The 26378-nt window shown below is 71.4% G+C and carries 31 protein-coding genes; 8 read left to right on the top strand and 23 right to left on the bottom strand.

The features are described 5' to 3' along the window. Positions 1 to 14 precede the first annotated feature (14 nt). The 12 genes from mutM to EBO15_RS05875 form a co-directional block, all read right to left on the bottom strand. Positions 15 to 917, bottom strand: coding sequence for a bifunctional DNA-formamidopyrimidine glycosylase/DNA-(apurinic or apyrimidinic site) lyase (gene mutM / locus EBO15_RS05925; protein WP_122193282.1), 903 nt, complete (start codon positions 915 to 917; stop codon positions 15 to 17). Further along, positions 910 to 1722, bottom strand: coding sequence for a ribonuclease III (gene rnc, locus EBO15_RS05920; RefSeq protein ID WP_233616008.1), 813 nt, complete (start codon positions 1720 to 1722; stop codon positions 910 to 912). Before rnc ends, mutM begins: the two co-directional genes overlap by 8 nt. Positions 1723 to 2060: 338 nt before the next feature. After that, complete coding sequence (rpmF, locus tag EBO15_RS05915; protein WP_026414645.1) at positions 2061 to 2240, bottom strand: 50S ribosomal protein L32; 180 nt, start codon at positions 2238 to 2240, stop codon at positions 2061 to 2063. Position 2241: 1 nt separating this feature from the next. Continuing rightward, positions 2242 to 2826, bottom strand: a complete 585-nt coding sequence (locus EBO15_RS05910) for a YceD family protein (protein ID WP_199744347.1) — start codon at positions 2824 to 2826, stop codon at positions 2242 to 2244. A gap of 187 nt (positions 2827 to 3013) precedes the next feature. Continuing rightward, the gene (gene coaD / locus EBO15_RS05905; protein ID WP_122193279.1) at positions 3014 to 3493 is read right to left on the bottom strand and encodes a pantetheine-phosphate adenylyltransferase; all 480 of its coding nucleotides are present in this window, start codon (positions 3491 to 3493) and stop codon (positions 3014 to 3016) included. A gap of 123 nt (positions 3494 to 3616) precedes the next feature. Next, complete coding sequence (locus EBO15_RS05900; RefSeq protein WP_122193278.1) at positions 3617 to 5071, bottom strand: penicillin-binding transpeptidase domain-containing protein; 1455 nt, start codon at positions 5069 to 5071, stop codon at positions 3617 to 3619. Positions 5072 to 5131: 60 nt separating this feature from the next. After that, positions 5132 to 5695, bottom strand: coding sequence for a 16S rRNA (guanine(966)-N(2))-methyltransferase RsmD (gene rsmD, locus EBO15_RS05895; RefSeq protein WP_122193277.1), 564 nt, complete (start codon positions 5693 to 5695; stop codon positions 5132 to 5134). A 103-nt stretch (positions 5696 to 5798) separates the two neighbouring features. Next, complete coding sequence (locus tag EBO15_RS05890) at positions 5799 to 6740, bottom strand: HEAT repeat domain-containing protein (RefSeq protein WP_122193276.1); 942 nt, start codon at positions 6738 to 6740, stop codon at positions 5799 to 5801. Between the two features lie 83 nt (positions 6741 to 6823). Next, entirely contained in the window at positions 6824 to 6895 is a 72-nt protein-coding gene (locus EBO15_RS47220) for a putative leader peptide (protein ID WP_378239651.1), read from the bottom strand. A 105-nt stretch (positions 6896 to 7000) separates the two neighbouring features. Continuing rightward, on the bottom strand, positions 7001 to 8434 hold the full coding sequence (locus EBO15_RS05885) for an MFS transporter (RefSeq protein WP_122193275.1): 1434 nt from the start codon (positions 8432 to 8434) through the stop codon (positions 7001 to 7003). Positions 8435 to 8589: 155 nt separating this feature from the next. Then, positions 8590 to 10785: an ATP-dependent DNA helicase RecG gene (gene recG, locus EBO15_RS05880; RefSeq protein ID WP_122193274.1), complete on the bottom strand. Its 2196-nt coding sequence runs from the start codon at positions 10783 to 10785 to the stop codon at positions 8590 to 8592. A 25-nt stretch (positions 10786 to 10810) separates the two neighbouring features. Continuing rightward, a complete protein-coding gene (locus EBO15_RS05875; RefSeq protein WP_122193273.1) occupies positions 10811 to 12400 on the bottom strand; it encodes a DAK2 domain-containing protein in 1590 nt (529 codons plus the stop codon). Between the two features lie 259 nt (positions 12401 to 12659). Here EBO15_RS05875 and rpmB point away from each other — a divergent pair, with 259 nt between their 5' ends. Next, complete coding sequence (gene rpmB / locus EBO15_RS05870; RefSeq protein ID WP_026414654.1) at positions 12660 to 12854, top strand: 50S ribosomal protein L28; 195 nt, start codon at positions 12660 to 12662, stop codon at positions 12852 to 12854. A 146-nt stretch (positions 12855 to 13000) separates the two neighbouring features. On the opposite strand, the gene thiD is transcribed toward rpmB, so the two are convergent. The 3 genes from thiD to EBO15_RS05855 form a co-directional block, all read right to left on the bottom strand. Then, positions 13001 to 13813, bottom strand: coding sequence for a bifunctional hydroxymethylpyrimidine kinase/phosphomethylpyrimidine kinase (thiD, locus tag EBO15_RS05865; RefSeq protein ID WP_122193272.1), 813 nt, complete (start codon positions 13811 to 13813; stop codon positions 13001 to 13003). Positions 13814 to 13901: 88 nt separating this feature from the next. Then, on the bottom strand, positions 13902 to 14405 hold the full coding sequence (locus EBO15_RS05860) for a cellulose binding domain-containing protein (RefSeq protein WP_233616002.1): 504 nt from the start codon (positions 14403 to 14405) through the stop codon (positions 13902 to 13904). Positions 14406 to 14605: 200 nt separating this feature from the next. After that, the gene (locus tag EBO15_RS05855) at positions 14606 to 15613 is read right to left on the bottom strand and encodes a thiamine-phosphate kinase (protein WP_122193270.1); all 1008 of its coding nucleotides are present in this window, start codon (positions 15611 to 15613) and stop codon (positions 14606 to 14608) included. A gap of 112 nt (positions 15614 to 15725) precedes the next feature. Here EBO15_RS05855 and EBO15_RS05850 point away from each other — a divergent pair, with 112 nt between their 5' ends. From EBO15_RS05850 to EBO15_RS05840, 3 genes are all read left to right on the top strand, one after another. Then, entirely contained in the window at positions 15726 to 15959 is a 234-nt protein-coding gene (locus tag EBO15_RS05850; protein ID WP_122193269.1) for an Lrp/AsnC ligand binding domain-containing protein, read from the top strand. 130 nt (positions 15960 to 16089) lie between these two features. Beyond that, entirely contained in the window at positions 16090 to 16530 is a 441-nt protein-coding gene (locus EBO15_RS05845; protein ID WP_233616000.1) for a DUF3515 domain-containing protein, read from the top strand. A gap of 205 nt (positions 16531 to 16735) precedes the next feature. After that, on the top strand, positions 16736 to 18361 hold the full coding sequence (locus EBO15_RS05840; protein WP_122193267.1) for a TlrC/CarA/OleB/SrmB family ABC-F type ribosomal protection protein: 1626 nt from the start codon (positions 16736 to 16738) through the stop codon (positions 18359 to 18361). A 7-nt stretch (positions 18362 to 18368) separates the two neighbouring features. On the opposite strand, the gene EBO15_RS05835 is transcribed toward EBO15_RS05840, so the two are convergent. Genes EBO15_RS05835 through EBO15_RS05810 form a run of 6 tightly spaced genes read right to left on the bottom strand, consistent with a single transcriptional unit; the run spans position 18369 to position 22957 of the window. Beyond that, on the bottom strand, positions 18369 to 18917 hold the full coding sequence (locus EBO15_RS05835) for a Cif family virulence factor (RefSeq protein ID WP_122193266.1): 549 nt from the start codon (positions 18915 to 18917) through the stop codon (positions 18369 to 18371). Continuing rightward, positions 18917 to 19108 (bottom strand): ferredoxin, encoded by a 192-nt coding sequence (locus EBO15_RS05830; protein WP_122193265.1) that lies wholly within the window; start codon positions 19106 to 19108, stop codon positions 18917 to 18919. The genes EBO15_RS05835 and EBO15_RS05830 overlap by 1 nt, the downstream gene beginning before the upstream one ends. Beyond that, a complete protein-coding gene (locus EBO15_RS05825) occupies positions 19105 to 20433 on the bottom strand; it encodes a cytochrome P450 (RefSeq protein WP_122193264.1) in 1329 nt (442 codons plus the stop codon). Before EBO15_RS05825 ends, EBO15_RS05830 begins: the two co-directional genes overlap by 4 nt. Beyond that, the gene (locus tag EBO15_RS05820; protein ID WP_122193263.1) at positions 20430 to 21209 is read right to left on the bottom strand and encodes an SDR family oxidoreductase; all 780 of its coding nucleotides are present in this window, start codon (positions 21207 to 21209) and stop codon (positions 20430 to 20432) included. Before EBO15_RS05820 ends, EBO15_RS05825 begins: the two co-directional genes overlap by 4 nt. Further along, positions 21210 to 22385, bottom strand: coding sequence for a cytochrome P450 (locus EBO15_RS05815; protein WP_199744346.1), 1176 nt, complete (start codon positions 22383 to 22385; stop codon positions 21210 to 21212). It abuts the gene before it with no gap. A 14-nt stretch (positions 22386 to 22399) separates the two neighbouring features. Beyond that, the gene (locus EBO15_RS05810) at positions 22400 to 22957 is read right to left on the bottom strand and encodes a TetR/AcrR family transcriptional regulator (protein WP_122193261.1); all 558 of its coding nucleotides are present in this window, start codon (positions 22955 to 22957) and stop codon (positions 22400 to 22402) included. A 144-nt stretch (positions 22958 to 23101) separates the two neighbouring features. Here EBO15_RS05810 and EBO15_RS05805 point away from each other — a divergent pair, with 144 nt between their 5' ends. Both EBO15_RS05805 and EBO15_RS05800 read left to right on the top strand, forming a co-directional pair. Next, positions 23102 to 23449, top strand: coding sequence for a DUF1330 domain-containing protein (locus EBO15_RS05805; protein ID WP_122193260.1), 348 nt, complete (start codon positions 23102 to 23104; stop codon positions 23447 to 23449). Positions 23450 to 23522: 73 nt separating this feature from the next. Then, the gene (locus EBO15_RS05800) at positions 23523 to 24536 is read left to right on the top strand and encodes an aldo/keto reductase (protein ID WP_122193259.1); all 1014 of its coding nucleotides are present in this window, start codon (positions 23523 to 23525) and stop codon (positions 24534 to 24536) included. Positions 24537 to 24577: 41 nt separating this feature from the next. Here EBO15_RS05800 and EBO15_RS05795 read toward each other — a convergent pair whose 3' ends face one another. After that, entirely contained in the window at positions 24578 to 24781 is a 204-nt protein-coding gene (locus EBO15_RS05795; RefSeq protein ID WP_122193258.1) for a hypothetical protein, read from the bottom strand. Continuing rightward, positions 24778 to 25194 (bottom strand): ATP-binding protein, encoded by a 417-nt coding sequence (locus tag EBO15_RS05790; RefSeq protein ID WP_122193257.1) that lies wholly within the window; start codon positions 25192 to 25194, stop codon positions 24778 to 24780. Before EBO15_RS05790 ends, EBO15_RS05795 begins: the two co-directional genes overlap by 4 nt. A 168-nt stretch (positions 25195 to 25362) precedes the next feature. Here EBO15_RS05790 and EBO15_RS05785 point away from each other — a divergent pair, with 168 nt between their 5' ends. Together EBO15_RS05785 and EBO15_RS05780 are read left to right on the top strand one after the other, a co-directional pair. Then, positions 25363 to 26130: a helix-turn-helix domain-containing protein gene (locus tag EBO15_RS05785; RefSeq protein WP_158628138.1), complete on the top strand. Its 768-nt coding sequence runs from the start codon at positions 25363 to 25365 to the stop codon at positions 26128 to 26130. After that, on the top strand, positions 26121 to 26378 hold the full coding sequence (locus EBO15_RS05780) for a DUF397 domain-containing protein (RefSeq protein ID WP_122193255.1): 258 nt from the start codon (positions 26121 to 26123) through the stop codon (positions 26376 to 26378). Before EBO15_RS05785 ends, EBO15_RS05780 begins: the two co-directional genes overlap by 10 nt.

Raw genomic sequence — 26378 nt, 5'->3', positions numbered from 1 at the left:
TCAGTAGCGCCGTCTCAGTAGCGCGCCCGGCGCGGGCGCGGCTGGCAGGTCGGGCAGCTGAAGGACGAGCGGTTCATGAACTCGTCCCGGCGGATGGGGGTTCCGCAGCGGCGGCACGGCTCGTCCTCGCGCCCGTAGGCGTCCAGGGACCGCTCGAAGTAGCCGCTGTCACCATTGACGTCGACGTACAGGGCATCGAAGGACGTCCCGCCGACCGCGAGCGCCTCGCTCATCACCCCGCGCGCGGCCTCCAGCACCCGGGCCGCCTCGGCGCGCGTCAGCGTCTCGGTGGGACGCGCCCAGTGCAGCCGGGACCGCCACAGCGCCTCGTCGGCGTAGATGTTGCCGACGCCGCTGATCAGCGACTGGTCGAGCAGCGCCCGCTTGACGCCGGTGCGCTTGCGGCGCAGCGCCGCGAAGAACGCCTCCTCGTCGAAGGCGTCCTCCAGCGGGTCGGGGGCGATGTGCGCGACCGGCTCGGGCACCGGGTCGCCCACCCGCGACGGGACGAGGTCGGCGACCAGCAGGTGCCCGAAGGTGCGCCGGTCGACGAACCGCAGGTCGGACCCGTCGTCGGTGAACGTCACCCGGACGCGCAGGTGCTTGTGGCGCTCCCGGTCCGGCTCCCCCACCAGGAGCTGCCCGCTCATGCCGAGATGGGCGAGCAGCGCCTCGGTGGGCTCGTGATCCGGGGCGTCCGACGGGCCGTCGCCGCGCAGGGGCAGCCACAGGTACTTGCCGCGCCGCCTCGGTTCGGTGACGACGCGTCCGGCCAGGCGTCCGGCGAAGTCGGCCGGGCCCTCCCCGTGCCGCCGGACGGCGCGGGGGTGCAGGACCTCGGCGGACGCGACCGTCCGCCCGGTCACCCAGCGGTCCAGCCCGCGCCGGACGACCTCGACCTCGGGAAGCTCAGGCACCGGCGACAGCGGCCGCGGCGCCGCCCTTCCCCTCGCCGTCCTTCGTGGACACGTCATCGTTCTCGGCAGTGCCGTCATGCTTGGCGGCGCCGTCGTTCTTGGCGGCGCCGTCATCCTTGGCGGTGCCGCCCTCCCGCTGGACGACGGTCTCGCGGATGGCGTGCCAGGCGGCCTCGGCGGCGTGCTGCTCGGCCTCCTTCTTGGACCGGCCCTCGCCGGATCCGTAGGCCGTGCCGCCGACCCGCACCGAGGCGCGGAACGTCTTCTGGTGGTCGGGGCCGGACTCGGCCACGTGGTACTCGGGGACGCCGAGCTCCTCCACGGCGGTGAGCTCCTGGAGCGAGGTCTTCCAGTCCAGGCCCGCGCCGAGGCCCGCCGAGCGGGTGATCAGCGCGTCGAACAGCCGGTGGACCAGCGCGGACGCCTCGTCCAGGCCGCGGTCGAGGTAGACGGCGCCGATCAGCGCCTCGAGGGTGTCGGCGAGGATGGACGACTTGTCCCGCCCGCCGGTGCCCTCCTCGCCCCGGCCGAGCCGGATGTGCCGGCCGACGCCGAGCTCGCGCGCGACGCCCGCGAGGGCGCGCATGTTCACCACGGCGGCGCGGAGCTTGGCGAGCTGGCCCTCGGGCAGGTCCGGGTGGCCGCGGAACAGGGTGTCGGTGACGACCAGCCCGAGCACCGAGTCGCCGAGGAACTCCAGGCGCTCGTTGGTCGGCAGGCCGCCGTTCTCGTAGGCGTACGAACGGTGCGTCAGCGCCCGCTCCAGCAGGTCGGGCGTGACCTCGACCTGCAGTGCCGAGACCAGCTCGGCGCTGCCCGGGTTGGGACGGTCCTTCTTGCCGCTCACAGGCCCTCCTCGCCTGGCGGGACAGCCTCGGACGGCTGCCCTGTGGACGGCGCGCGCGGCGGCGAGGGGCGACGAAGGCGGGTCCGCGAAAGCGAGGTGCGCGCCGGTGGGAATGTTCCCGGCGTGCACCACGGCTCCGGGCCCCGGCCTCGGCCGGTCACCACGCTGGCGCGACGCGCCCGGGTGGCCGGTCCCCGGACCGCGGCGGCGGATGCCGGCGCGGGTCCCGGGGAACCGTGAGGGGCGGCCGCGTTCAGCACGCGAGACCGCCCCCCGGTTACGACGAGTTCGCGTCGTCAGGCCGACGGCGCGATGACCTGACGCCGGTCGTAGGTGCCGCACGTCTGGCACGCGGTGTGCGGCAGCTTGGTGTCACGGCAGGTCGGGCACTCGACCAGGGTCGGGGCAGCGGTCTTCCACTGCGAACGACGGTGCCGCGTGTTGCTGCGCGACTTCTTCCGCTTCGGGACGGCCACTTCAGCCCTCCTGCTTTCCTCGTTGTAGGTCGATGGATCCGAGCGCCGCCCACCGGGGGTCGGCGGCGTCGTGGTGGTGGTCGGGCCCGGCGTCCGCCAGCCTTACACCGCACTCCGGACACAGGCCAGGACAGTCGTCCTGGCACAGCGGCGACAGCGGCAGTTGGAGGACCACCGCGTCCCGGAGCACCGGCTCGAGGGCGAGCAGGTCGTCCTCGAGGCGGAGCTCGTCGTCGCCTGCGTTCCCACCGGAGCGGGTGTCAGGATAAACGAAGAGCTCCTGGAAGTTCGCCTCGAAGTCCGAGGCGATCGGGTCCAGGCAGCGTGCGCACTCCCCTTCGAGGGGTACCCGTGCCGTTCCGGTGACGAGAACGCCCTCGAGCACCGACTCGAGCCGGATGTCCAGCTCCATCGGCGCACCCTCGGGCACTCGCACCATCTCGATGCCGAAATTCTCCGGAGCCGGCACGGTGAGGTGCTCCCGCCGCTCGGACCCCGGCTGCCGGCTGAGGGCTCGGGTGTCGAGCACGAGCGGGCTTTGCGCGGGTTCGTTGCGGGACAGAGCTTTCCTGCTTTCGTGAGGCATGGCGAATCGCGACCGTCGTTCCTGGCCGATGTCCCAGGGTATCCGACCGGGGGCGTTCACCCAACTCAGAGGGTCCCGTTCGGCCTCGTCAGACCGCCCCGAGCGGCCTCGGGAGGGTCGCGAAACCAGCCCTGAACCGGCCTTGAACCGCCCCCGAACCGGCCCCGAACCGGCCCTGAGAGCGGCTTCAGGACGGGCGGAGGCGTTCGGCCAGGCGGTCGTGGACGAGCTCCGGGACGAGCCCCGACACGTCCCCGCCGAACTTGACGACCTCCTTCATGAGGGAGGACGACAGGTAGGAGTAGAGCGGGTTGGTGGACATGAACATGGTCTCCACGCCCGCCATCCGGTGGTTCATCTGGGCCATCTGGAGCTCGTACTCGTAGTCGCTGACCGCGCGCAGGCCCTTGACGATCACGGGGATGTCGTTGACCTTGCAGAAGTCGACGAGCAGCCCGTGCCAGGAGTCGATCCGGACGTTGCCGTACTCCTTGGTGACCTCACCGAGCAGTTCCATCCGCTCGTCGACGGTGAACAGGCCCTGCTTGGTCTTGTTGATCAGGACGGCGACCACCACCTCGTCGAAGAGGCGGGACGCGCGGCTGATGATGTCGAGGTGGCCGTTGGTCACGGGATCGAACGAGCCGGGGCAGACGACACGGCGCATGAGACGGCTCCATCCTTCGGGCGGGGACGACTGCGGCGCGACCGTACCAAACCGCCCGCGACGCGCCCGCGACCGGGGCGCGGGCTCACCGGCCGGGCCGGGCGAGCGGGACGGATCCCCAGGTCAGCCGCCCAAGGCATCGATGATCTTGGCGGCGATCGGGCCGGACTCGATGCCGTACCCCTTCGCCTCGGTCATGACGGCGACGGCGTACTTGGCGCTCGGTCCCGGGCCGAAGCCGATGAACCAGCGATCGTTGTAGGCGACGCCCTGGATATCGGCGGTGCCGGTCTTGCCGCCGCCGACGGACGTCCCCTGAAGGGTCTTACCCGTGCCGGACCGGACGACCTCACGCATCATGTCGCGCATCTCACTCGCCTGGTCCGCGGAGAGCGCCTGGCCGAGCACCTGGCGGGTCGCGCCCTGGACGACCGATCCGTCCGCGCCGCGCAGCTTGTTCACCAGGGAGGGACGCATCACCTTGCCGTCGTTGACGACCGCGGCGGCGACCATCGCCATCTGCAACGGCGTCGCGACCGTGCTGCCCTGCCCGATCGAGCCGAGCGCGCTCAGCGACGGCTGGTCGGTCTTCGGGAACGAGCTGACCGCGCTGGACAGGCCCTTGTCGTACTCGATCTTCTTGTAGAAGCCGTACTTCGCCGCCTGGTCGGACACCCCGCCGTTCCCCGGCTGCTCGGCCCCCAGGAACGCGAACGTGGTGTTGCAGGACTGCGCGTACGCCGTGATCAGCGGGATGGAGGCGTTGTCGCACACGCCCCCGATGTCCCCGGCGTCGTTGTTGATCGGCTGCCCGGCGCCGCGCGGCTGGTAGCTGCGCCCGGCGCGGACGGCGGTGTCCTTGGTCGCGCCCGCGGCCAGGTCGGCCGAGGCCACGACGGTCTTGAACGTCGATCCGGGCGGGAAGAGCTCGCCGGTCGCCTTGCTGAGCAGCGGCTTCAGCGGGTCGGTGTTGAGCCGGGTGAACGCGGCCTGCGCCTGCTTGGCGTCCGGGACGGCGACCTGGTTCGCGTCGTAGGACGGGTAGGACGCCAGCGTCAGGATCGCACCGGTCTTCGGGTCGAGCGCGACGGCGGCGGCCCGGCGCGCCCCGCTGGCCGCGAGCGCCTGGTAGGCGGCCCGCTGGGCGGCCGGGTTCACGCTGGTCTCGACCGTCCCGCCGGGAACCTTCCGGCCGAGGAGGCGGTCGATGAGGCTGGTGGTCGACAGGCGCGAGTCGGTGCCGTCCAGGATGTGGTTCTCGGAGCCCTCGAGCTGCGTCTGCGAGTACATCGAGAAGTAGCCGGTGACCGGCGAGAACGCCGCGCTGTCCTTGTAGTGGCGCTGGTAGCGGCCCTTGGCGACGGCGTCGGACCAGGCGATCCGCTCGCCGCCCGCGACGATCGGCCCCCGGTCGATCGTGTCGCGGTTCACGTACTGGCGCGTGTTCAGCGGGTCGTCCCGCAGCGACTGCGCCTGGAACCCCTGGACGTAGGTGATGTTCGCCATCAGCGCCAGGACAAAGACCAGGGTGACCACCCAGGTCCAGCGCAGCGCCTTGTTCGTCCCACCGGAACTCATACCGACCCCTGCCCCCTGAGATCGTCCCTCGGTGGCCCATGGTATTGGCCGACCGGGGGATCAGCCGGTGGCTCGCCCGTACCAGAATACGGCTTCGCCGTAACGACGGTCACGTTCCGGCATATACCCCGTGGGCCACACCAGAGCGGGCGATCGGACGGATCGTTCGACGGCGATCAGCGCGTCCTCGGCGAGCCAGCCGTTGTCGCGGAGGGATTCGAGCATCTCGGCGACGGCCTCGTCCGCGAGCGCGTAGGGCGGGTCGGCGAACACCAGGTCGTACGGCGCGTCCGGCGGGCGCTTCACGACGCGCTCGACCTTGTCGGCGACGACCTGCGCGCCGGGCAGTCCCAGCGACTCGACGTTCTGCCGGACGATCCTCACCGCGCGCGGGTGCGACTCCACCAGCAGCGCGTGCGCGGCGCCCCGCGACAGCGCCTCCAGCCCGACGGCCCCCGACCCGGCGAACAGGTCCGCCGCCCGCAGCCCGTCCAGCGGCCCCAGCAGGGCCTGGACGGTCGAGAACAGCCCCTCCCGTGCCCGGTCGCTGGTGGGACGCGTGTCCCGTCCCGCCGGAACCGCCAACCGCCGTCCGCCCGCACTCCCCGCGATAACCCTGCTCACGGCACAAAGTATGACCGTCCGTGGGCCGCGGTACGGGCAGGGGATCCCCACCCCGAGATTCCCTGCCCGCACCGCGGCCCACGGACGGCCGGTATGACGTCCCCTACTTGGACAACGCCCACCGCGCCTGGGTTCGGACTCCGGGGTCGGAATCCGAGAGCGCCTCGGTGAGCGCGGTCAGGACCTCGGGATGCGTCGGGGCCCACTGCTCGAGGGACTGGACGGCGGCGCGCCGGACGTCCACGATCCGGTCGCGGAGCGCGCGCACCAGCGGCCGGACGGCGACGTCCGGCTCGGCGAACGCGAGCGCGAGGGCCGCGCGGCGGCGGACCTGCCAGCTCGCGTGCGCGGTGGCGGTGACGACGCGTCCGACGAGGGGCTCGGGCGCGCCGAGTTCGCCGACCGCGTCGATGGCCGCCATCCGGACGACCGGGTCGTGGTCGGCGAGCAGGTGGTCGAGGGCGGACGGCGCGGGTTCGGGCAGCGCGATCTCCTCGGCGAGCCGGGCCAGTCCGCCCGCGACCGCGACGCGGACCTCGCGGGCCGGGTCGTCGGCCGCCTCGGAGACCTCGGCCACCGCGCGCAGGGTGACCAGGCCGAGCACGGCCTGCACGCGGATGTGCGGCTCGTCCTCCTGGAGGCCCTGCGCGTACAGCTCGCTCGCGGCGCGCACGAGGGCGGCCAGCAGCGTGGTCGCGACGTCCCGGACGCGCCGGTCGCGGTCGGGGGCGGCGGCGAGCAGCAGCGCCTCCACGCCGTCCGTGCCGAGGACGGCCTCGGGCAGGTCGCCGAGGGCGTCCGCAGCGGCGTCCCGGACGCGGGCGTCGGGGTCGGCGAGCGTCCAGGCCAGGGTGTCGGCGACGTCCCGCGTCCCGTCCCCGGCGCGCTGCAGGCGGCCGAGCGCGAGGACCGCGGCCTCGCGCACCTCGGGCTCGGGATCGCTCAGGTACGGGTCGAGATCGGCGAGCGCGGGACGGTCGAGACGCTGGACTTCGAGGACGCGTGCGGGCGCCCCGGGGGTCGGGGATGTGGGCAAGAGCGACATGGCGGACCTCTGTCAGAGCCGTGCGGATCGTCCTGTTCGGGTGGCGTCCGGGCCGCGGGCGGGGCGCGGGCCCGGAGGCTCGATCAACAGAGCGCGCTGGCCTGGCGTCGGAGGTCGACGTGGCGGCGCGCGACGAGGGAGGTTCGCTCGGTCACGGATCCAGGGTGACCCAGGTTTTCCGTAAAGTCAACTTGAAAAGTAGGGATTTACGGCGAAGAAGAGGGGGCGCGTGCGGGCGCGCCCCCTCTCCGTACAGTCGGTCACGCGACGCGCTCCACTTCCGGAGCCCCGGCCGCCTCCGTCCCGGCGGGACGCGGCTTGCGCAGCAGGACCAGGGCCGCCACTCCGCCCGCCGCCGCGATCACGGCCGCGATCTCGAAGGCCGAGCGGAACCCGTCGGTGAGCCGGACGGCGTTCCCGAGGGCGTCCGCGCCGCGGGAGGCCGCGAAGGCGGTCGCCCCGGCCAGGCCCAGCGCCGAACCCACCTGGTAGGAGGTGTTGACGATGCCGGACGCCAGGCCCGCCTGCTCCGGCGGGGCGCCGGCGAGGGCGGACATCATGGTCGGGATGAAGGCGAGCGACATCCCGAGCGCCGCCACCAGGGACGCGGCGAGCACGTCGGCGGCGAAGCTGCCGTCCGGGCGGACGAAGGTCAGCCCGGCCAGGCCGAGCGCCAGCACGAACAGTCCGGTGACCGCGAGCGGCTTCATCCCGAAGCGGGCCATGAGCCGGCCGGTGACGCCGACCATGAGGATCATGATCGTGACGGTCATCGGCAGCAGCGCCGCGCCGCTGGCGAAGGCCCCGAACCCGAGCACCTGCTGCAGGTAGAGGTTCAGGAAGTACCAGGCCGGGATCCAGGCCGCGCCGAGCAGCGCGAAGGCGACGTTGGCCGCGGCGAGGCCGGGCACCTTCCAGATGGACGGCGGGGCGAGCGGCGCCTTGACGACCTTCTGGACGATCGCGAAGAGGACCAGCAGCAGCGCGGCGCCGGCGAACTCCAGCAGCGTCGAGGCCGAGCCCCAGCCCTGCTCCGGTGCCCGGACGACCGCCAGGACGGCGAGGGCCAGGCCACCGGTGACCGAGATCGCGCCGAGCACGTCCACCGAGCCGCGGTGGCCGCGGACGGCGGGCAGGACGGCCGGGACGGCGGCGAGGGTCGCCAGGCCGATCGGAATGTAGATCACGAACACCCACGGCCAGCTCAGCCACTGGGTGAGGACGCCGCCGAGGAACACGCCGGCGGTGCCGCCCGCGGGGGCCGCCGCGCCGTACAGCGCCATGGCCTTGCCCAGCTCACGCGGGTTCGCACCGAAAGTGATCATGAGCAGCGCCATCGCGGCCGGGGTGATCAGCGCGCCGCCGACGCCCTGGATGCCGCGGCCGAGCAGTTCGACCCAGGCGCTCTGGGCGGCCGCCGCGACGACCGAGCCGCCGATGAGGACGACCCATCCGGCCGCGAAGACCCGGCGGGCGCCGAGCAGGTCGGCGAGCCGTCCGCCGAGGAGCAGCAGGCCGCCGAACACGACCACGTAGGCGTTGAACACCCACTGCAGGCCGCCGGGCGAGAAGCCCAGGTCGTGCTGCATGTCGGGCAGCGCCACTCCGATGATCGAGGTGTCCATGATGACCATGAACTGGGCTGTGGCGAGCACCAGGAGGGCCCACCACCGCTTCGGGTGAGACGCGGACATCTCGACTCCTCATACAAATAGGGGGTAGGGGTATGTCTTGCTGACGCGGAGAAACGTAACACACCCCCAGGGGGTATGAATCGTGATCTGTGTCACAGCATGCGAAAGCCCCCGGTCCGCGTCACGCGAACCGGGGGCTTGGGACGTGCCGCCGATCAGGTCTTCTCGAGGTACTCCGTGCGCTCCTCGTCGAGCAGGGACGCCAGCTCCGTGGCGAGGCCGGGATGCCGCTCCAGCTCCGGATCGTCCTCGACCAGGGCGGTCGCCTCCTCACGGGCGAGCCTGATCACGTCCTCGTCCCGCTGGAGGGTCAGCAGCCGCAGGCTGGACGCCCGCCCGGCCTGTGCCGCGCCGAGCACGTCGCCCTCCCGGCGCTGCTCCAGGTCCAGCCGGGACAGCGCGAACCCGTCGGTCGTCGAGGCCACCGCGTCCAGCCGCTCGCGCGCCTTGGATCCCGGCTCGGCGTCGGTCACCAGCAGGCACAGGCCGGGCAGCGTGCCCCGTCCGACGCGTCCGCGCAGCTGGTGCAGCTGCGACACCCCGAACCGGTCCGCGTCCATGATCACCATGGCGGTCGCGTTCGGGACGTCCACCCCGACCTCGATCACCGTCGTCGCGAGCAGGACGTCCAGCTCGCCCGCCGCGAACCGGCGCATGACGGCGTCCTTCTCGTCCGGGTGGAGCTTGCCGTGCAGGACGCCGATCCGCAGCCCGGCGAGCAGCTCGTCCTCCAGCATCGGCAGCAGTTCCATGATCCCGAGCGGGGACCGGCGGCCCTCCTCGTCGGGCGGCGCGGGCACGTCCCCCTCGTCGCCCTCCCGCTCGCCGATGCGCGGGCAGACGATGTAGACCTGCCGCCCCTTCCCGGCCTCCTCCCTGATCCGCTCCCAGGTGCGGGCCAGGAACGCCGGCTTCTCGGGCGGCACCACGTGCGTGCCGATCGCCGACCGCCCGGCGGGGAGCTGCCCCAGCACGGACGTCTCCAGATCGCCGAACACCGTCATCGCGACCGTCCGCGGGATCGGCGTCGCCGTCATGACCAGCACGTGCGGCCGCCCGCCCGACACCTTCTCGCGCAGCGCGTCCCGCTGCTCGACGCCGAACCGGTGCTGCTCGTCCACGACGACGAGCCCGAGATCGGCGAACTGGACGTGGTCCTCGAGCAGCGCGTGCGTCCCGACCACGATCCCCGCGTCCCCGGACGCCGCCTCCAGCAGCGACGCCCGCCGCACCTTGGCACCCTGCGACCCCGTGACCAGCGTCACCCGCGTCGCCCGCTCGGCCCCGCCGATCTGCCCGGACTGCCCGAGCTCCCCCAGCATCCTGGTGATCGACCGGTAGTGCTGCTGCGCGAGCACCTCCGTCGGCGCGAGCAGCGCCGCCTGCCCCCCGTTGTCCACAACCTGCAACATCGCCCGCAAAGCGACAATTGTCTTCCCCGCGCCGACGTCGCCCTGGAGGAGGCGGTGCATGGGGTGGGACTCGGCGAGGTCGGCGGCGATCTCCTCGCCCACCTGGAGCTGGCCTTCGGTGAGGTCGAAGGGGAGGCGCTGGTCGAAGGCGTGCAGGATGCCGTCGCCGGTGGACGGGCGGGGGCGGGCGGGGAGGGCGGCGGCGGCGCGGCGGCGCTGGGCCAGGGCGATCTGCAGGACGAACGCCTCGTCCCACTTCAGGCGCTTGCGGGCGCGGCCGAGCTGCTCCCAGTCCTTCGGACGGTGGATGCCCTCGTAGGCGTCGGCGAGCGGGATCATGCCGAGGCGGTCGCGGAGGGTCTCGGGCATCGGGTCGTCGCCGAGGTCGGCCAGGTCGAGGACGGTCGCGACGGACTTGCCGATCGCGTCGATGTCCAGGCCCTTGGTCGTCGGGTGGATCGGGATGATCTCGTCGGCCCACTCGCGGGCGGCGGCGTCGGCGTCCCGGGCGGCGACGACCTTGTACTGCGGGTGCGCGAGCTGGCGCTGCGGACGGCCCGACCGCGGCCGGTAGGTGCTGATCTTGCCCGCGAACAGGCCGCGGGTGCCCGGGGACAGGTCGCGTTCGGGGATGTAGGAGCCGCGGCGGCCGAAGAAGCTCAGCTTCAGCTCGCCGGTGCCGTCGGTGACGGTGATCTCCAGCACGTAGCCGGGGCTGCGGGACAGCGCGCGGCCCTGCACCTTGACCACCTCGGCCATGACGGTGACGTGCTCGCCGTCGGCCAGCTCGTTCAGCGGGGTCAGCTCGCCCCGGTGCGCGTAGCGGCGCGGGTAGTGGTGCAGCAGATCGCCGACCGTGTGCAGGTCGAGGCCCTTGGAGAGGACCTTGGCGGTCTTGTCGCCCAGGACCTTCTGCAACGGCTCGTCGAGGTTCGTCACCCGTCTTTTCTACCGTGACCGTCCGTCATTCGACGCCGACGAGGAGGGGGCAGGGCTCCTGGCGTCCGTCGTAGGAGGCGGTCTCGACGTCCGGGTGGCGGACGCGCAGGTGGTCCTCGACGACCTCGGTGAGATCGGCGGGCGCGGCGGCGCCGCGGACGAGGGTGACCAGCTCGCCGCCGCCGGACAGCATCCGGTCGAGCAGGCCGCGCGCGGTGGCGGCCAGATCGCGGCCGATCATGGCCACGTCCCCGTCGATCAGGCCGAGGACGTCGCCCGGACGGCACAGCCCGACGCTGGTCACGGCCTCCTCGGCGGCGATCTCCAGCCGTCCGAAGCGGGTGGCGCCGGCGGCGCGGGTCATCGCGATCACGTCCTCGGCGAACCGGCGCAGCGGGTCGTGGACGGCGAGCGCGGCCAGCCCCTGGACGGACGCCCTGGTCGGGACGACCGCGATCCGCGCGCCGCCCTCGCGGGCCCGTTCCGCGGCGGCCTCGGCCAGGTCCAGCACCTCCGCCTCGTTCGGGAGCACCGCCACCTCGTCCCCGGCCGCGAGGATCGCCTCGGCGAGGACGGCCAGCGGCGGGACGGTCCCCGGCGCGCGGCGGACGACCCGCGCGCCGGCGTCCTCGAACAGCTCGGCCAGGCCCTCGGCGGCGGTGACGGCGACGACGGCGCGTCCGGCGCAGGGCGCCTGCGGGCCTCCCCCGGCGTCCTTCAGGCAGGTGACGCGGATCCGGTGCGGACGGCCCGCCGCCAGCCCCGCCTCGATCGCGGCCCCGGCGTCGTCCACGTGGACGTGGACGTTCCACAGGCCGTCGCCGCCGACCACCACGAGCGAGTCTCCGAGGCCGTCCAGGGCGGCGCGGAGATCGTGGATGTCGTCGTCGGGGGCGTCCAGGAGGTACATGACCTCGTAGCCGGGACCGGGTGGCGGAGTGTCGGGGGGTATCGCCTCCACGGCGGGCGCACGACGGGGCGGGACCTCGTAGCGCTCGGGGAACTCGTCGGTGATCACGGCGGTGAGGGCGTCGAGGACCACACAGAGGCCCGCTCCGCCCGCGTCCACGACGCCGCCCCGGGACAGGGCCTCGAGCCGGCCGGTCGTGGCCCGCAGGGCCCGCCTCGCCTCGGCCGACGCCGCCCGCGCCGCCCCGGCGAGCGTCGGCTCGTCCCCGGTCCCGCCGGACGCGCCGGCGAGCACGCTCAGGATCGTCCCCTCGACGGGATGCTCGACGGCGTGCCTGGCCAGCAGGGCCGCGTAGCCCAGCGCCTCGCCGAGGACCCGGCCGTCCGGGGGCGGGGCGCCGCGTCCGCCGAGGATCTCGGCCATCCCCCGCAGGAACTGGCTGAGGATCACCCCGGAGTTGCCGCGGGCCCCGAGCAGGGCGCCGCGCGCGAGCGTCCGCCACACCTCGGCGGTCTCGGCGCCCTCCGGGAGCGCCTGGACGGCGTCCGCCGCGGCGAGGACGGTCAGGTGGAGGTTCGTGCCGGTGTCGCCGTCCGGGACGGGGAACACGTTGATCGCGTCGATCTCCGCCCGCGTCCGGCCCAGCGCCTCGGCCGCCAGGACGCACCACCGCCGCACCACCGCGCCGTCGAGGACCTCGCCCACACCCGCTCCCGTCGGCCGTGCCGGCCGCGGACCCGTTCTCCGGACCGCGTCAGGACCACCGGTCTATCGCGGCGAACCCGCCCTTGGGAACACCGGGCGCGGGGCTGAATCCGCAGGCCGATTCGCCTATAGGGCGCACCCTGGGCTACTCTGATCCATGCGCCTCGTCCGGGGCGCTCACCAGGCTGCGCCTCCGGTGTCCACCACCGAGTCAGAGGCCGCCCGGTCCAGAGCATCGATACCCAACTTGGAGTTTCCCGTGGCTTCCGTCTGCGACGTCTGCGGCAAGGGACCCGGTTTCGGCATGCGCGTCTCCCACTCGCACCGCCGCACCCCGCGCCGCTGGAACCCCAACATCCAGCGCGTGCGCGCCGTCCTCAACGGCACGACCAAGCGCATCAACGCGTGCACCTCTTGCATCAAGGCGGGCAAGGTCGTCAAGCCGACCGTCTGACCTTCCAGACTCCGAGAAACCGGCCGAGGGGCTTCCCCTCCGGCCGGTTTCTCTTTGCCCGAGAACCCTGAGCCCGGCTCTCCGCTCACGCGGAGGCCGGGTGCTCCAGGGGAAGAGGCCAGGCGTGGTGGATCAGGCGTGGTGGATCAGGCGTGGTGGAGGTTCCAGCCGTGGTCGACGGGGCCGATCCCGGTTCCCAGGGGGAAGCCGTTGGCGATGGCGCCGGTGACGTAGCGCTTGGCCTTCTCGACGGCCTCGGGGACGGGCTCGCCCTTGGCCAGGTTGGAGGCGATCGCGGACGCCAGGGTGCAGCCGGTGCCGTGGGTGTGCCGGTTGTCGTGGCGTTCGGCGGTGAAGCGGTACTCGTCGGTGCCGTCGAAGAGGAGGTCGGCGGGCTCGCCGGGGAGGTGGCCGCCCTTCACGAGGACCCAGCGGGGGCCGAGCTCCTTGACGGCCTCGGCGGCGGCGCGCATGCCGGACTCGTCCGTGACCTTGACGCCGGTGAGCTGCTCGACCTCGAAGAGGTTGGGGGTGACGACCGTGGCGACGGGCAGCAGGCGCGTCCGGACGGCGTCGACGGCGTCCCCGGCCAGGAGCGAGTCGCCGTGCTTCGAGACGCCCACGGGGTCGACCACGATCGGGGCGGACGCCCCGGCGAGGGCCTCGGAGACCAGCTCCACCAGCGCCCGTGAGGCGAGCATGCCGGTCTTCACGGCGTCCACGCCGATGTCGGAGAGGACCGAGTCGAGCTGGGCGCGGACGGCCTCGGGGGGCAGCTCCCAGTAGCCCTGGACACCGAGCGAGTTCTGCGCGGTCACGGCGGCGATCACGCTCATGCCGTGGACGCCGTGGGCGAGCATGGTCTTCAGGTCGGCCTGGATCCCCGCGCCGCCGCCGGAGTCGGAGCCGGCGACGGTGAGGACGAGCGGAGGGGCCTGACCTGGCTGGTGGGACGTCATGCCGCCCACTCTAGGCAATCCGGACTCCCGGTGATCCACGGCGGGGATCTGGCGCCGGACCAGGGGCAGGGGCAGGGGCAGGGGCAGGTCAGCCTCGGATGCAGACCGCGCGGTTGAAGACGCAGTCGACGGGGGCGGCGACGGCTCCCGCGGCCGTGTAGGTGACGCGGATCGAGGCGCCGGGCGGGAGGGCCTGGCCGGAGCGGCTGCGGACGTGCACCACCGGGCCGGTCTGGACGACGGCCGCGCCGGAGACCGCGCGGACCTTGCCGCCCGGGACGCGGAAGGCGAGCGCCCACTTCGGGACGGTCGTCGATCCGTGGTTACTGATCGTGACGGTTCCCCGGAAGCCCGTGGACGTGCGGGACGCCACACGGAACGCCACGGTGACGTTCGTGCGGTTCGCGCCGCGGCTGGCACGCTCGCCGGGCGAGCGCTGCGACATGGTCCCGTCGGAGCCGCCCGCGTCCTGCGGGGTGGCCGCGTGCGACGGCTTGTTGAAGTTCAGCGAGATCTGCTGCGTGCTGTAGGCCAGAACGACGACGCCGACGGCGAGCATGAGCGCGACGAGCGGCATCAACGGGAACGGCACGTGCGCGACCAGCTGCTTCCACCGGGGGCCCGCGGCGGGCCCTGCCGGTGGCGGGGGGGCCTCGTCGTCAGGCGGCCGGAGTCTGGTGTGTCGTCCCATCCCATCCCTCTTCGATCACAGGATGTATACCAAACCCTCACCAAGCATGCCTACCGGACGAGTAAACCCCGAGAGCGGCGGCGACCCCTTTTAACCTGCGCTTAACTCCGAAAATGGTCCCAGCCTCGGAGGCTTGGAACGCTCCCGTCGACGGTGACTCCGGCACCCTCGGCTACGTGTCCGACGATCGTCCAGCCGGCCGGGAACGAGGTCCCTCCGGGGAAGGTCGCGGCGAACGCGTGGTCCTCCCCGCCCGTGAGAGCCAGGTGGAGGGGGTCCGGCACCGGGACGCCACCCACCCCGGATTCGGACGGCGAGGTTTTACCTTCGGAAGGAATCGTCGGCGTTTCGTCACGGGACACTGACGATTCGGCAAGGCTGGGCGGCAGCGGGACGAGCGCGGCGGTGATGTCGATCGCGACGCCCGACAGTTCGGCGATGTGCCCGAGGTCCTGGAGCAGGCCGTCGCTGACGTCCATCATGGAGGTCACTCCGAGTGACCGGGCCTCCTCCGCGGCGGTGTACACCGGGCGGGGACGGCGGTGCGCGGCGATCAGCTCGGCGGGGCCGTCGAGGCCGTTCTCCAGGAGGTGCAGCCCGGACGCGGCCCATCCGAGCCGTCCCCGGACCGCGACCACGTCGCCCGGACGAGCGCCGGACCGGGTGAGCGGCGGCGCGCCGCCGAGGTCGCCGAGCGCGGTCACCGCGATCGTGACGGTGGGCGATCCGACCGTGTCGCCGCCCGCGATGGACGCGCCGACGAGGTCCGCCTCGTCCACGATGCCGTCGGTGAGGCGCCGCGCCCATTCCACGGACGTGGTGCGGGGCGCTCCGAACCCGACGAGGAGGGCGGTCGGCCGGGCGCCCATGGCGACGACGTCCGCGAGGTTCTGCGCGGCGGCCTTTCGGCCGATGTCGTAAGGGGACGACCAGTCGAGCCGGAAATGGCGTCCTTCGACGAGGACGTCGGTGGTCGCGACGACGCGTCCGTCCGGGGCGGCGATCACCGCGGCGTCGTCCCCGGGGCCGAGCAGCACGTCGGGGCCCATGGGGCGCCCGGTCACCCTGCGGATCAGCCCGAACTCGCCGAGATCGCCGATGCTCTCCACGTTTCTCCCGTTCTCCCCCGCCGACGTGATGACCCGCCCCCGGTCGCCCGCGGCGGCGCGTAACACGATACGGTGACCGTCCGAGTTTGATTCTCCGCCCGGGGAGGACGTGATGGTGCAGGCCTACATCCTCATCCAGACCGAAGTGGGCAAGGCCGCGTCAGTGGCCGACACGATCCGCGAGGTCACCGGCGTGACCCTGGCGGAGGACGTCACGGGTCCCTACGACGTGATCGTTCGAGCGGAGGCGCGCAATGTCGACGAGCTCGGCAAGCTCGTCGTCGCCCAGATCCAGGGTGTCGAGGGCATCACGCGGACGCTCACCTGTCCGATCGTCCACATCTAGCACGACCGCACACGCCCCGTCCGCGGCGACGCGGCGCGGGTCGTCTCAGGTCGGAACGTCCACACGCGAGGTCGCGGTGACGCGGCGCGGGTCGTTCGGCGTGCGGGCGGTCTTGCGCAGGGGTGCGGCGGTGGTCTCGTTGCTGGCCGCGGCGCCGTTGCTGGCGGCCTGTGGTGACGGGGCGGTGCAGGTTCCCGCGCCGAAGCCGGACGCCGCGACGGTCAAGCTGTGCCAGGGGCTCCAGCTGCCCGCGAGGCTGCGCGGGCTGAAGCGCCGCGACACCACGCCCGAGTCGCCGCTGACGGCGGCCTGGGGCGATCCGGCGATCGCGCTGCGCTGCGGTGTGCCGCTGCCGTCCACGTACCGGATGGACGAGCAGCTCATGGAGGTCAACGGGCTGAAGTGGCACGGGTATCCGCATGACCGTCCGATCACGTGGACGGTCCTGGGCCGCCAGGCGTACGTCGAGGTGACGATCCCGCCGAAGTACGCGCCGCCCGGGGACACCCTGATCGAGATCGGGCAGGCCGTCTCGGCCACGATTCCGGCCAAGCCCGAAAACCAGATCTAGTCCGGAAAAACCTCCTTGCGCGGTTCGCGGGCCTCCACGTACCGTCGAAGGCGTGGGTTCGCTGATTTTTCTCTGATCGACACGTGACCGCCGTGTCGAGCACCGCCCGCCTCGTGAACCGACCCGAGGCGTCATCGGGCGTCGCTCCGCCGCGGAACGTGTTCCGGCACGTCCCTGTCGATCAGCGAACCCTCGGGAGTTCTTCTTGCGCACCGCGCAACTCACTCTTCGTCATGTCACCAAGCGTTACGCCGACCGTGTCGTCCTGAGCGACGTCGATCTGACCGTCGGTCCCGGCGAGAAGGCCGGCGTCGTCGGCGACAACGGATCCGGGAAGTCCACCCTGCTCAGGCTGCTGGCCGGGCGTGAGCGCGCTGACAACGGCGAGCTGACCGTCGTCGCGGACGGCGGTGTCGGCCACTTGCCTCAGACGCTCGCGATGCCGCCGCGCGCGACCGTCCGGCAGGCGATCGATCGCGCGCTCGCCGATCTGCGGTCGCTCGAAGCGCGGATGCGGGCCCTGGAAGAGCGGCTCGCGGACGATCCGTCCCTGCTCGATCTCTACGGCGACCTGCAAGAACGGTTCGAGGCGCGCGGCGGATACGACGCGGACGCCCGCGTGGACGTCGCGCTCCACGGTCTCGGCCTGCCCGGTCTCGACCGGGATCGTCCTCTCGGCACGCTGTCGGGCGGTGAGCGGTCACGGCTCGCTCTCGCCGGCGTCCTCGCCGCCGCGCCCGAGCTGCTCCTGCTGGACGAGCCGACCAACGACCTGGACGACCAGGCCGTCTCCTGGCTCGAGGACCATCTGCGCGCGCATCGCGGGACGGTCGTCGCGGTCACCCACGACCGGGTGTTCCTCGACCGGCTGACCACGACGGTACTGGAGGTCGACGCGGGCAGGGTCGTCCGGTACGGCAACGGGTACGGCGGCTACCTGGCCGCCAAGGAGGCGGAACGCGCCCGCCGCCTGCGCGAGTACGAGGAGTGGAGGCATGAGATCCGGCGCAACCGCGGCCTGGTGACCGCCAACGCGGCCCGCATGGACTCGATCCCCCGCAAGGTGGACAAGCCCGGTTTCGGCCATGGGGCGTTCCGCGGACGCGGGCGCGCGCACGGCGCGATGAGCCGCATCCGCAACGCGAAGGAGCGTGTCGAACGACTGACGGCGAATCCAGTGGCGCCGCCCGCTGATCCGCTGTCGTTCACTGCCGACGTGAGGACGGCAGGGGGTGATCCGGTCGCCGTCATGGGCGTCGAGCTGACCAAGGTCCGGGTCGGTGCGCGCCTGGACGTGCCGTCGCTGCGGATCGGGTCCGGTGAGCGGATGCTCGTCACCGGGCCGAACGGCGCGGGCAAGTCCACGCTGCTCAAGGTGCTCGCGGGCGAACTGGAGCCGGACGAGGGCACGGTCGTCCGCCCGGCGCGGATCGGGCATCTCCGGCAGGACGAGGTCCCGTGGCCGCCCGCCATGAGCGTGCTCCGCGCGTTCGCCCACCGGCGGCCCGGCGACCTGGACGAGCACGCCGACACGCTGCTGTCGCTCGGCCTGTTCGACGCGTCCGACCTGGGACGGCGCGTCGGCGAGCTGTCCTACGGGCAGCGGCGGCGGATCGAGCTGGCGCGGCTCGTCGCCGAGCCCGCCGACCTGCTGCTCCTCGACGAGCCGACGAACCACCTGTCCCCCGTCCTCGTCGAGGAACTGGAGGACGCGCTGGCCGGGTACGAGGGCGCGCTCGTCGTCGTGATGCACGACCGGCGGATGCGGTCGCGCTTCACCGGGTCACGGCTCGTCCTCGAGGAAGGACGAATCGTGTCACCGGCCGGTTAGTGGTTCGTCACCACAAGGGGGTGGGGGCCGTGCCGCGCCTGTAGTAGCCGGGGACCGGTTCGCCGGAGGCCCTGTCGAGGCGGCGTCGCATGCCGTCCGACAGGGCGCCCGCCTTCATCATCTCGACGAAGACGGACGTGACGTTGCCGAGGTCGAACCAGTCGCGCTGCCACGACCAGCGCAGGTCCCCGGCGTAGCGGAACCAGCTTCCGCCGATCCCGGCGACCTCGTACGGCGTGCCGTCCGGACGCGTCGCGTCGGCGACCTGCTTCCAGAACCCGACGACCTCGCCGCGCCGCTCGTCCACGAGAAGGGCCTGGTAGGGGTAGGTCCAGCCGTCGAGTCCGCCCATCTCGGCGCCGAGCGCGACGTCGCGGATCTCGGCGCGTCCGACGGCCATGAAGTCCTGGCCGGGGCCGGCGTTCCAGCCGTAGGTGGCGTCCTCGGTGTAGAGGTCGGCGAGCGGACGCCAGTCGCCCGCCGCCTCGCAGCGCCGGTTGGCCTCCAGCCAGTGCTCGACCATCGCGTCCATTTCGGCGCGGGGGAACCCGGGCATCACTCCTCCATCCGCAGGGCCTGGGCCGGGCAGTACCGGACGGCGGCCGCGACCTCGTCGCGGTGCTCCTCGCCCGGCTCGGGATCGAGGATGCGGACCGTGCTCCGATTCGGCACCTCGAAGACGTCCGGCGCTTCGAGCTCGCACATCCCGTGCCCCTGGCACAGGTCGAGGTCGACGGTGATCCTCATCGCCGCCTCCTCCGGTACCGGACGACGCACGGGCGCGCGAGCTGGACGACCATCGTGGAGTGGTCGTTCCGGTACGTCCCGGGCGGCTGGGCGAGCTCGAACTCCCAGTCGCGGAGGAGGACGGAGAAGATGGCCTTGAGCTGGATCATCGCGAAGTTCGCGCCGACGCAGCGGTGCCGTCCCGCGCCGAACGGGACCCACGTCCAGCGGTTGAGCAGGTCTTCCTCCCTCGGGGCCTGGTAGCGGCCGGGGAGAAAGGCGTCGGGTTCGGGGAAGTCCTCGGGGATGCGGTTGGAGATCGCGAGGGAGCAGCCGACCATCGTGCCGGGTTCGATCGTGTGGCCCTGCACGTGGAGTTCGCGCTGGGCGACGCGGAGGACGAGGATCAGCGGCGGGTGCAGGCGGAGCGCCTCCTTGACCGCCGCTTCGAGGCGCGGGATGGCGCGGAGTGCCTGGAAGCTGACGTCGCGTCCGTCCGCGTAAAGGTCGTCGAGCTCCTTGGTGACGTCGAGCAGGACATCGGTGTTGCGGAGCAGTTCGATCAGCGTCCAGGCCGCCGTGCCGGACGAGGTGTGATGCCCGGCGAACATCATCGAGATGAACATGCCGGTGACCTGGTCGGCGGTGAACTTCGGGGCGCCGTCCGGCTCGCGGATCGACAACAGGACGTCGAGCAGGTCGCGGTCGTCGCGCGGCGGGTGCGGGTCCCGGCCGTCCATGATCTCCTGGACGAGCCGGACCAGCGCCGCGCGCGCCTCGTCCCGCCTGCGGAAACTCTCGATCGGCGCGTACGGGTCGACGTAGGCGATCGGGTCGGTGCCGCGTTCGAGGTCGTGGTACAGCTCGGCGAACCGGCGGTCGAGCCGCTCGCGGAACCTCCGGCCGATCAGGCACGCGGACGAGGTGTAGATGGTCAGCTCGGCGAACCATTCGAGCAGGTCGATCTCGCCCTCGTCGTCCCATCCGGCGACCATCCGGGCGACCTCGTCGGCGATCGTCTCCGCGTGGCCCTTCAGGAAGGAGCCCTTGAGCGCCTGGTTGTGGAGGGCCTCGCGGCGCTGCTCGGGTGTCGCGTCGAAGACGACGCCCTCGCCGAAGATCGGTGTCATGAACGGGTACGCCTCGGCCTGGTCCAGGTCCTCGTCCGGGGCGCGGAAGAAGAACTCGTTGGCCTCGGCGCCGGTCAGCTGCACGACGCGGCGTCCGCCGATCCGGAACTCGCCCACGTCACCGCACTCGTCCCGGACGCGCCGCATCAGCGCGATCGGGTCCTGGCGGAGTTCTTCCAGGTGGTCGGGGCCGCCCGACACGATCGGAATCGTCATTCCCCCTCCAGTGGGGCTTCCGGCTGGACCTCTATCAGCGAAAGGTGCGCGCCGCGGGGCGCGGTGACGACGGCGGTGACCGCTGCGGCGACGTCGGAGGGACGCAGGAAGTAGGGGTGGCGCGCGTGCCCCCATTTGACCCAGTCGTCCAGGACCAGGCCGGTCGTCTCGGGATCCCAGTCCATGCCCATGGCCGTGGACGTCGGGCCCGGCCGGATGAGGGACGCGCGCACGCCTGTCCCTTCGAGCTCCATCCGCATCTGGCGGGCCATGCCTTCGACACCGCTCTTCGCGGCCACGTATCCGCCCATGCGCGTGCGAGGCGAGCGAACGACGTCGGACGAGATGAACACGATGTCGCCACGCCTGCGCGCGACCATCCCGGGGACGAACGCGGACACCATCCGGTGCGCGCCTACGAGATGGACCTGGATCTGCGCGGCGAACTCGTCCGAGTCGATTTCGTGGAGTTGCTGGGCCTGGAGGTCGCCTGCGCCTGAGACCACGATTTCGATCGCGCCGAGCGCCTCCGCCGCCGCCTGCGCGAATGCCTTGACCGAGTCGCTGTCGGCCACGTCGAGTGGATGCGCGAACGCTTCGCCGCCACCCGCGCGGATCGTCGCGGCCAGCTCCTCGCACTTGTCCGCTCGGCGCGCGCCGAGCGCCACGGGATGCCCGGCCATCGCGAGCGCCGTCGCCGTGGCCGCTCCGATTCCGGACGAAGCGCCCGTCACGACGGCGGGGCGGCGGGTCGGGTGCGGCTCGAATCGGGGCATCTACCTCGCCTCCCATCGGACGGGCAGGCTCGCGAACCCGCGCACGTTGATCGAGTGGACGCGTCGCGCGTTCGCCTCGTCCACCTCGAAGCCCTTGACGCGCCGGAGGAGTTCGGTGAGGGCGATGCGCGCTTCCAGGCGGGCGAGGTTCGCGCCGAGGCAGAAGTGCCGTCCGCCGCCGAAACTCACCATGGGGGACGTGTCGCGGTCCAGGTCGTAGGCGTCGGCGCGGTCGAAGACGCGCGGGTCGCGGTTGGCCGATCCGACGAGCAGCAGCACCCGCTCCCCCGCCTTGAGCGTGGTGCCGTGCAGTTCGACGTCCTGGGCGACCGTCCGGCCGATCATCTGCGAGGACGTGTCGTAGCGGAGCGTCTCCTCCACCCAGTCGTCCACACGACCGGGGGCCTTGCTCAACTGGTCGGGGTTGCGGAAGCCCCAGTACAGGGCGTTGGCGAGGAGTTTGGTCGTCGTCTCGTTCCCGGCGACGACCATCAGGAAGAGGAAGCCGATGAGCTCCTTGTCGTCCAGCCGGTCGCCGTCGGTCTCAATGTCGATCAGGGCGGACGTCAGGTCGTCGCCGGGGCGGGCGCGCTTGGCCGCGACGAGGTCCTGGTAGTAGCCGGCGAGCGTGAGTGCCGCGTCCATTCCCGCAGGTGGGACGTCGTGCAGGCCGTCCTCGCGGTGGACGACGACGTCCGCGAGGCGACGCACCTCGTCCCGGTCGGCCTCGGGGACGCCGATCATCTGGGAGATCACGTCCATGGGGAGGCGTCCGGCGAAGTCGGCCACCCAGTCGCACTCGCCGCCGCCCAGCGCCTCGTCCAGGTATCGCCTGGTCAGGGCCGTGATGCCGGCGGTCATCTGGTCTGCGCGGCGGGGGGTGAACGCCTTGGAGACCAGGGCGCGCATGCGCGTGTGCTTGGGCGGGTCCAGGGCGAGGAAGGACATCGTCCGGTGCGCGAAGGGTCCCCATGCGCTGGGCTCCAGCGAGACACCGTTGCGATTCGAAAAGGTCGCGAAGTCGCGGAACGCTTTGGCGACGTCTACATGCCGGGACAGCGCCCAGAAATCGAGCTCGTCGTTGCGGTACAGGGGTTTTTCGTCCCGCAGCCGCGCGTACAGGGGGTAGGGGTCTTCGTGGACGGCATAGTCGTACGGGCTGTAGGAGGGGTCCACAGCCGCCACCTCGCTTAGGAGTCGGGCAGGATCAGCTCCGCCATCTCTTCCAGTCGATCGGCCACGCGCGCGTACGAGGTGTAGCCCATCCCCGCGTGCACGAGCGCCCCCGAGTAAGCAAGTTCCAGCGCCCCCAGGATCTTCTGGTCGTCGGAGCCGAGCGCGTTCCGGAGGCGTCCGCGGATCGCGACCCCGATCTTCAGCCGCAGCTCCCGGACGTCCGGATCGGTGCCGAGCATCGCCGTGGTGCAGGCGGCCGCGAGCTCCGGTTCGTCCGAGACCAGCAGGGCGATCTCCCGCAGCACCTCGACGACGCGTCCGCGGCCGGGGGTTCCGTCCACGACCGGCAGCGCGCTGAGCCGTCGCCAGAACACCTCGGTGACCAGGTGGTTCTTGGACGCGAAGTACGTGTAGGCCGTCGCCGGCGCCACCCCGGCCCGCCGGGCGACGTTCCGCACGGTCAACCGGTCGAATCCGACTTTCCGCACTTCGTCCACCGCGGCCTCGGTCAGCCCCCGTACCGTCTCCGCCTGCCGCGACGTCAGCCGCCGCCGAGTGGACTCGGCCGCCATTTCCCTAGACACATGTCCAGACACTAGTTCAGCTCCTGGTCTCCGTCCACCCTCACGCTCCTCATTACCTGTCAGGTCATCGCCACGCCGCGCCCGAACCGGCAAGATCAGTGACACACCCGCACGAAACACCGGAGGAACACCGTGACCGCCTACGTCATCGCCCGCCTGCAGGACGCCGCCCCGCACGCCGACATCGTCGAGTACATCGAGCGCCTTCCGTCGACGTTCGAGCCGCACGGCGGCCGCTACCTCGTCCACTTCACCCAGCACCAGGTCCTGGAGGGCGAGTGGACCGGAGGCGTCGTGATGATCGGCTTCCCCGACACCGCGAGCGCTCAGACCTGGTGGGACTCCCCCGCCTACCGCGCGATCGCGCCCCTGCGGTCGCGGCACATCGAGGGCGACATCATCCTGATCGACGGCGTCCCCGACGACTACGTCCCGACCGCCGCGGTGACGACCCTGCGCGAGGCCCTCGCCGCGAGCTGAAGACCGCGGCCACCCTAGGTCAACTGTTAGCGGCCCGGTTCTGAATCAAGTTGGCGTGGCTAGCGTCGGCTCTGTGCGATACCGACTCTTCGGCCAGACCGGCCTACGCGTATCCGAACTTTTCCTAGGCGCCATGACGTTCGGCGACCCTGACGGCCCCGGCGCGTCCCTTAAGGAGAGCCGTCGCGTCCTGGACGCCTATGCCGACGCGGGCGGCAACTTCGTCGATACCGCTGTTACGTACCGTGGCGGGGCGAGCGAGGAGTATCTGGGAGAACTCCTCGCCGAGCGCCGCGACAGGTTCGTCCTCGCGACCAAGTACACGCTCTCCCGGGATGGATCCGACCCGAACGCTTCGGGAAACCATCGGAAGAACCTGCGCCTGTCCCTTGAGACCAGCTTGCGCCGTCTGCGCACGGACCACATCGACGTCTACTGGGTGCACATCTGGGACCGCAACACCCCTCTTGAAGAGACGATGCGTGCGCTGGACGACGCCGTCCGCGAGGGCAAGATCCTCTATGTCGGCATCTCGGACGCGCCGTCCTGGGTGGTCGCCCGTGCCAACACGCTCGCCGAATGGCGCGGCTGGACGGCGTTCGCCGGTCTCCAGGTTCCCTACAGCCTGCTGAAGCGTGACATCGAGAACGAGCTGCTTCCTATGGCCGAGGCCCTCGGCCTGACTGTCGCCGCGTGGAGCCCGCTGGCGAACGGCATCCTGTCGGGCAAGTACAACACGGGCGCCGCGACCCGCACCCGCCTGAACCCGAGCCAGGTCAGCGACCACGATCTGGCCGTCGCCAAGACGGTCGGCGAGGTCGCGGACGAGCTGGGAGCGACGAGCGCCCAGGTCGCGCTGGCCTGGGTCCGCGCCGGCTCACCGTCCGTGCACCCGATCATCGGAGCCCGGACGGCCGAACAACTGGCCGACAACCTGGGCGTCCTGGACGTGACACTCGAACCGGACGTCGTCCAACGCCTGAACGACGCGTCCGGCTTCACGCGAGGTTTCCCGATGGACTTCATCGACGGCACCCAGGGGCTCGTCCACGGCGAGGTAGGCGCCCAAGTCGACAACCGCCACTGACCACACCCCCGCGGCCCGGCCCCACACCGGCCGGGCAGCGGTCACAAACCACGCACTTCCGCCGCCGTCCACCCACGAGCCGCCTCCGGATCAGCGCGAACCAGAACGTCCGCCAGCGCCTCGGCCGACGACGCACTGACAAGGACGACACCCACCGCGCGCCAGACCGACCGGTCGTCCACGAAGACGTCCCACTGCGGAAACACCTCGCGCAGGACGTGGAGGAGCAGAACGCGCCCGGTCACCCGGCGTCCAGGACCGCGAAGACGACCTTGCCGCCGCCTCCACGCGGACGAACACCCCACGCGAGCGTCATGAGCTCGACCATCGCCAGCCCCCGCCCAGTCGTCTCGTCCAGCGTCAGGGCCTGGACGAGAGGCCGCACATCGGACCCGTCCTCCACCTCGATCACCGGCCCCGCATCCGAGAGCAACACCCGCGCAGTAATCGGATCACCGGGATCACACGCATGGTTGAGCGCGTTCGTAACGAGCTCCGAAACCACCGTCCGCGCGACGTAGACCAGGTCGGACGCAAAGTCATGCGCACCGACCCACTCCGCCACGAAGTCCCGCGCCTCCTTGATCGATTCCCCGCACGCCTCCACCACGATCTCGGCCACAGCCGCCGCCACACACTGATCGTTTTCCCAGCTCATGAACGCCCCTCGCGAATTTCCTCACGCAGAGTTGCCGAATGTGTACTCATCCAGCCACGCGGCGGCGTAGCGTTCCGTGACAGTCGGCAAGCGCCAACAACACGCTCACATTTGTTAACTGATTCGCGCGGGATGGTGATCGGAATGCCTCGGAGCAAGATCGACCCGGTGCTGCTCAACTTCGGCCTAGGGGTGAAGCGCTTCCGTCTGTCCGCGAACCTCAACCAGGAAGAGCTGGGCAAACTCACCAACGTGTCACGCAGTTACGTCACGCTCGTGGAGACCGGCCGCACCCGCTGCCGCCGCGACTACGCCGAGCGCCTGGACGAGGCACTCCACGCGTCAGGCGAGATCATCCGAGCCTGGGACGACCTCCTTCAGGAGTTCAAGGCAGCCCGATATCCGGCCTCGTTCGGCAACTTCCCTCGCGCCGAGGACGCCGCTAGCATGCTCCGCTCATACGAGGACCGGCTCGTCTACGGCCTCTTCCAGACAGAGGCGTACGCCACCGTGCTTCTCCAGGACGAGAGCAAGGTCAGAGCCAGGATGATGCGGCAAGAAGTCTTGTCACGCGACGTCCCGCCCGCCATCCACTCGGTCATGGACGAGGCTGTTCTCTACCGAGAGGTCGGAAACAAACAAACGATGCGGGAGCAGCTCGAATACCTTTACGAGCTTTCCCACAGGCCCAACATCACCATCCAGGTACTGCCGGTGATCTACGTCCGCAACCTGTGGGCCGCCTTCTCTGTCGCATCACAAGCTGATCAGAAGGAGCTAGGCTACACAGAGAAGGCATACGGCGGTGAGACTTCTTCCGCCCCGGACGACCTGGCACTGCTCAACGAAACGTTCGCCCGCTTGCAGGCAGAAGCCTCGAACATCCGGGAAACGCGGTCGCTCATCAGAAAGGTGATTGACGAGCGATGGACCTGAGTCAGGTGATGTGGCGCAAGGCTTCCAAGAGCAAGGAGGACGGCTCGAACTGCATCGAAGTCGGAGCCATCCCGAGCTCCGCATGGCGTATAGCCACCCGCAGCAGCGAAGCAGGCGACAACTGCGTCGAAGTCGCCGGTGCGGGTGGCGGAGTGGCGCTGCGGGACAGCAAGAAGCCGGACGGCGGGGTGCTCGTGCTGACCCGTGACGGGTTCGGCGCTGTCCTGGACGCTGCGAAGGCTGGTTAG

Source organism: Actinomadura harenae (assembly GCF_003696215.1).
Lineage (GTDB): Bacteria > Actinomycetota > Actinomycetes > Streptosporangiales > Streptosporangiaceae > Spirillospora > Spirillospora harenae.
This window is presented reverse-complemented; position numbering and strand designations above follow the sequence as displayed.

Excerpts from the sequence above, each read along its gene's own strand:
- EBO15_RS05850 (WP_122193269.1), top strand. The coding sequence starts at position 15,726 with ATGGTGCAGGCCTACATCCTCATCCAGACCGAAGTGGGCAAGGCCGCG.
- EBO15_RS05790 (WP_122193257.1), bottom strand. The coding sequence starts at position 25,194 with ATGAGCTGGGAAAACGATCAGTGTGTGGCGGCGGCTGTGGCCGAGATC.
- EBO15_RS05780 (WP_122193255.1), top strand. The coding sequence starts at position 26,121 with ATGGACCTGAGTCAGGTGATGTGGCGCAAGGCTTCCAAGAGCAAGGAG.
- coaD (WP_122193279.1), bottom strand. The coding sequence starts at position 3,493 with ATGCGCCGTGTCGTCTGCCCCGGCTCGTTCGATCCCGTGACCAACGGC.
- EBO15_RS05885 (WP_122193275.1), bottom strand. The coding sequence starts at position 8,434 with ATGTCCGCGTCTCACCCGAAGCGGTGGTGGGCCCTCCTGGTGCTCGCC.
- EBO15_RS05890 (WP_122193276.1), bottom strand. The coding sequence starts at position 6,740 with ATGTCGCTCTTGCCCACATCCCCGACCCCCGGGGCGCCCGCACGCGTC.
- EBO15_RS05910 (WP_199744347.1), bottom strand. The coding sequence starts at position 2,826 with ATGCCTCACGAAAGCAGGAAAGCTCTGTCCCGCAACGAACCCGCGCAA.
- EBO15_RS05810 (WP_122193261.1), bottom strand. The coding sequence starts at position 22,957 with ATGGCGGCCGAGTCCACTCGGCGGCGGCTGACGTCGCGGCAGGCGGAG.
- thiD (WP_122193272.1), bottom strand. The coding sequence starts at position 13,813 with ATGACGTCCCACCAGCCAGGTCAGGCCCCTCCGCTCGTCCTCACCGTC.
- EBO15_RS05900 (WP_122193278.1), bottom strand. The coding sequence starts at position 5,071 with ATGAGTTCCGGTGGGACGAACAAGGCGCTGCGCTGGACCTGGGTGGTC.
- EBO15_RS05835 (WP_122193266.1), bottom strand. The coding sequence starts at position 18,917 with ATGCCCGGGTTCCCCCGCGCCGAAATGGACGCGATGGTCGAGCACTGG.
- EBO15_RS05825 (WP_122193264.1), bottom strand. The coding sequence starts at position 20,433 with ATGACGATTCCGATCGTGTCGGGCGGCCCCGACCACCTGGAAGAACTC.
- EBO15_RS05820 (WP_122193263.1), bottom strand. The coding sequence starts at position 21,209 with ATGCCCCGATTCGAGCCGCACCCGACCCGCCGCCCCGCCGTCGTGACG.
- EBO15_RS05830 (WP_122193265.1), bottom strand. The coding sequence starts at position 19,108 with ATGAGGATCACCGTCGACCTCGACCTGTGCCAGGGGCACGGGATGTGC.